Raw genomic sequence first — 4,343 nt, forward strand, 5'->3', positions numbered from 1 at the left:
GCGCGCTTGTTCTTCACGGACGAGCGTTGGCAGGCAGAGTCCAAGAAACACTATGCCCGTCTATCGTTACCCAGCAAGGCTGCCACTTTCTTGAAGCCTTTGCTGTTGGTGCCGATGCAATCTTGACCAGCTAAACCGCAAAGTACCAATCCAATATTGACCAGGGTGTTCCACTGACCTGCTGAGAATTTCAGCAGGGATTCAAGGTGATCACCATGGACATGATTGGCAAGGTCAGGCGCATGAGGCTGCGCGACCAACTCTCCCTCAGCGAGATCGCAAAGCGCACGGGCCTGTCGCGCAACACGGTCAAGAAGTGGCTCAAGGCGCCCGGCGATGTTGCCCCGAAGTACGAGCGGGTGAAGCTCGATGGCAAGCTAACTGCGTTCGAGCCGATCCTGCATCAAGCGCTCACAACCGACAGCCATCGCCCCAAGCAGGGACGGCGCAGCGGCCGTGCCTTGTTTGCTCAGATACAGACCCAGGGCTACCGAGGCGGCTACAGCGCCGTCACCGACTACATCCGTCGCTGGCGGATAGAGTCGGCTGCCAGTCCGGCCAAGGCGTTCGTTCCGATGAGCTTCGAGCTGGGCGAGGCCTTCCAGTTCGACTGGAGCGTCGAAGCCATGGTCGTCGGCGGCGTGTTCTACAACGTGCAAGTGGCGCACCTGAAGCTGTGCGCCAGCCGGGCCTTCTGGCTGGTGGCCTACCCCAGCCAGGGCCACGAGATGCTGTTCGACGCCCACACTCGCTCGTTCCAGGCACTTGGCGGCGTCCCCCGGCGCGGCATCTACGACAACATGCGCACCGCCGTGGACAAGGTGCAGCGTGGCAAGCAGCGCACCGTCAACGCTCGATTCGCGGCCATGTGCAGCCACTACCTGTTCGACGCCGACTTCTGCAACGTCGCCTCGGGCTGGGAGAAGGGGGTGGTGGAGAAGAACGTGCAGGACAGCCGCAGGCGCATCTGGATCGAAGCCGCGACCCGTCGCTTCGGCTCGTTCATCGAACTCAATGCCTGGCTGAGCGAGCGGTGTCGTTCGGTGTGGAGCGACACCACGCATCCGATCCACCGACAGTTCACCGTGGCCGAGATGTGGGAGTTGGAGAAGCCTCACCTCATGTCCATGCCGGCCCCCTTCAACGGCTATGTCGAGCGGCTGGCCCGGGTCAGCAGCACCTGCCTGGTGGCCGCCGCGCGCAACCGTTACTCCGTGCCGTGCGAGTGGGCCGGCCACATCGTCAGCACCCGCGTCTATCCCGAACGAATCGATGTGGCGGCCGCAGATGCCGTCGTAGCCAGCCATGCCCGGCTGCCGGGCAGTGGCCAGACCAGCTACGACTGGCAGCACTACATCGACCTGGTGCAGCGCAAACCGGGCGCATTGCGCAATGGCACGCCGTTCCTGGACCTTCCGGCGCCGTTGCTGCGTTTGCGCCAGTCGCTGCTCAGGCACCCTGGAGGAGACCGGGTCATGGCACAGGTGCTGGCCGTGGTGCCGCAGGCCGGGCTGGAAGCGGTGCTGGTGGCCATCGAGCTGGTACTCGAAGGCAGGGCCCCCAGTGGCAGCATCAGCGTGGAGCACGTGCGCAACGTGCTGGCCCGCTTGAACAACCCGGCCACGCCTGCGCAGGCGCAGACGTCCTTGCAACTCACCCAGGCTCCCAAAGCCGACACCGCGCGTTATGACCGGCTGCGCCCCACCCACACGGACCATGAGCAGGAGGTCGATCATGCGTGAGACCTCCATCGATGTACAGGCCCAACTGAAGGCGCTGCGGCTCAACGGCATGGCCACGGCCTGGGCCGACCTGACGGAGCAAGGTGGCGATACGACCCTGGCCGCATCACGCTGGCTGGTGGAGCACCTGCTGCAGGCTGAAGATGCTGATCGGGCGATGCGCTCCATCGCCCACCAGATGAAGGCGGCGCGCTTCCCGATGCACCGCGACCTGGCTGGGTTCGACTTCACCGTCGCGCAGGTCGACCGCGCGTTGATCCAGAAACTGGCGGACCTCTCGTTCACGCAGGATGCGCAGAACGTGGTGCTAGTCGGCGGCCCAGGCACCGGCAAAACCCACCTGGCCACGGCGCTGGGAATTGCCGGGCTCACCCGGCACGCCAAGCGAGTGCGGTTCTACTCCACGGTCGATCTGGTCAATGCCCTGGAGCATGAGAAGAGCCAGGGCCGTGCCGGACGCATCGCCATGAGTCTGGTGCGCATGGATCTGGTCGTGCTCGACGAGTTAGGTTACTTGCCCTTCAGCCAGGCCGGTGGCGCCTTGTTGTTCCACCTTCTGTCCAAGCTGTACGAGCACACCAGCGTGATGATCACCACTAACCTGACGTTTGCGGAGTGGTCCACGGTGTTCGGCGACGCCAAGATGACCACTGCGTTGCTGGATCGCTTGACCCATCACTGCCACATCATCGAGACGGGCAACGAGTCCTACCGCTTCCGCCACAGCACGCACGAAGCCAAGGGGCGCATCAAGGCCCGTGAGCAGACCAGGAAGGCAGCAGCGGCCCAGGTTAGCGAGACCGCGGAGGAAGGGGCCTCGCCTGACGGCTCGGCAATACCAACCACGAGTTCAAAAAAAGGAGGACCTACCGAAGCATCCACCCTATAGTTATCCACAGTTGGCTTCAAATGGAACCAGCTCTAGCCCCTGGTCAATGTTCGACTGGCACTGCTGATCACGTTTGCACTGGCACTAACAATCCGTGAACAGTTTGCCGGCATGAGTCAACCTGGTACTGCGTGTCGTGCGTGCGAAAAGTTGCACGCCCAATTCCTCTTCCAGTTCCTTGATCGCACGCGACAAGGGCGATTGCTCAATGTGCAGCCGCTGTGCCGCTCTCGCAAAGTGCAGTTCTTCGGCGACAGCAAGGAAACAGCGCAGATGCCGAAGCTCCATTGCCTTTTCTCCTCCGTTCATCGGTGCGCCATTGACAGCTTGGCAAAACCTGTCGGATTGGCGTGTTACTTCGTCGTGCTTTCGTCCTCTGTTTCCGTACCCAACGGCGCATTGCCGATCACTTGGTTGATCGTTGTGTAGGGCGCATTCAAACAGCCCTCGTCTATGAAGTCAGCGATGCCGCCCTCGTTGCATGCCTGCGCCAACTGGTAGGGATCGCCTGCGCTTCGTATACGGGATTCGACCTGCGGCTCTTCCTGCTGTTTCAGTTCGTGTGGCTGCATCTGTACCACGCGCCGACATCGGCCGCCTTCGCGATAGAGCGGCACATTCAAGCGCGAACCAATCGACCACTGCGGCTTGCAACAACAGCGCCGTTCTGCGCGTATGTAGGCGAGATCAACGGCGATTTACAAACCTGTGCCGCCCGGTCCAACCTCTGATCTATATCAAATGCTCAATCCACATGAAGATGCATATTAATGCACGTTAATCATCAGATGAATGCATTATTTTGCAATATTGTAAAAAGGCGTGTGTGTAAGCCCGCCGTTGTCATCCAACCACAGGAGAGAAAAGTATGAGCGAGACATTGGATACATTGACCGAAGATTCCGAGGCAGTGCGCGCCGACAACTTCGTCGAGGTCAGGCTAGACGAAAGCATTCCCAACAACGTGGATCTGTCGTCCGACAAGCAGTTGCTGCGCGCCCTGGAGACTTGGCACCCGCAGTACCTCGAATGGTGGAAGGACATGGGGCCCGACGGGTTTCAGGATGCCGACGTGTATCTGCGCACCGCCGTGGGCGTCGATCCGTCCGGCTGGGCCAAGTTCGGCCACGTGAAGATGCCCGAGTACCGCTGGGGCATTCTGCTGGCGCCCAAGGTCGAGGGGCGCACCATTCCCTGCGGCGAACACAAGGGCGAGCCCGTCTGGCAGGAAGTGCCGGGCAAGTACCGCGCCCTGCTCAAGCGCCTGATCGTCGTGCAGGGCGACACCGAGCCCGCATCGGTGGAGCAGCAGCGCTACCTGGGCAAGACGGCGCCCAGCCTCTACGACATGCGCAACCTGTTCCAGGTCAACGTCGAGGAAGGCCGCCACCTGTGGGCCATGGTCTATCTGCTGGTCAAGTACTTTGGCAAGGACGGCCGCGAGGAGGCGCAGGCGCTGCTGGAGCGCCGTAGCGGCCAGCAGGACAACCCGCGCATCCTGGGCGCCTTCAATGAGCGCACTCCCGACTGGCTGTCGTTCTTCATGTTCACTTATTTCACCGACCGCGACGGCAAGATGCAGCTGGAGATCCTGGCGCAGTCCGGCTTCGATCCGCTGTCGCGCAGCTGCCGCTTCATGCTGACCGAGGAAGCCCACCACATGTTCGTCGGCGAGACGGGCCTCGGGCGCATCGTCCAGCGCACGTGCGAGC

At 61.9% G+C, this 4,343-nt stretch carries 4 protein-coding genes and 1 pseudogene; 4 read left to right on the forward strand and 1 reads right to left on the reverse strand.

Annotated features, from left to right (window positions below):
- The first annotated feature begins 215 nt into the window (after nucleotides 1-215).
- Together istA and istB are read left to right on the forward strand one after the other, a co-directional pair.
- A complete protein-coding gene (gene istA, locus WAQ08_RS07360; RefSeq protein WP_422190491.1) occupies nucleotides 216-1,742 on the forward strand; it encodes an IS21 family transposase in 1,527 nt (508 codons plus the stop codon).
- Nucleotides 1,735-2,631 (forward strand): IS21-like element helper ATPase IstB, encoded by an 897-nt coding sequence (gene istB / locus WAQ08_RS07365; protein ID WP_422190493.1) that lies wholly within the window; start codon nucleotides 1,735-1,737, stop codon nucleotides 2,629-2,631. Before istA ends, istB begins: the two co-directional genes overlap by 8 nt.
- A gap of 90 nt (nucleotides 2,632-2,721) precedes the next feature.
- On the opposite strand, the pseudogene WAQ08_RS07370 reads toward istB, so the two are convergent.
- Nucleotides 2,722-2,919 (reverse strand): annotated as a pseudogene (locus tag WAQ08_RS07370) (LysR family transcriptional regulator); the annotation flags it as partial.
- A 62-nt stretch (nucleotides 2,920-2,981) separates the two neighbouring features.
- Between WAQ08_RS07370 and WAQ08_RS07375 the strand changes: the two are divergent.
- Together WAQ08_RS07375 and boxB are read left to right on the forward strand one after the other, a co-directional pair.
- Nucleotides 2,982-3,362 carry a hypothetical protein gene (locus tag WAQ08_RS07375; protein WP_139019393.1) on the forward strand — a complete coding sequence of 127 codons (381 nt, stop codon included), beginning with the start codon at nucleotides 2,982-2,984 and terminating at the stop codon, nucleotides 3,360-3,362.
- 137 nt (nucleotides 3,363-3,499) lie between these two features.
- Nucleotides 3,500-4,343, forward strand: an 844-nt coding sequence (gene boxB, locus WAQ08_RS07380) for a benzoyl-CoA 2,3-epoxidase subunit BoxB (protein WP_422190496.1), incomplete at its 3' end; no start/stop codon positions are given.

This window comes from Aquabacterium sp., assembly GCF_049274795.1.
Taxonomy (GTDB): Bacteria; Pseudomonadota; Gammaproteobacteria; order Burkholderiales; family Burkholderiaceae_C; genus Aquabacterium.

Bases quoted from the DNA above. Each gene is read 5' to 3' on its own strand.
- istA (WP_422190491.1), top strand. From the start codon at position 216: ATGGACATGATTGGCAAGGTCAGGCGCATGAGGCTGCGCGACCAACTC.
- istB (WP_422190493.1), top strand. From the start codon at position 1,735: ATGCGTGAGACCTCCATCGATGTACAGGCCCAACTGAAGGCGCTGCGG.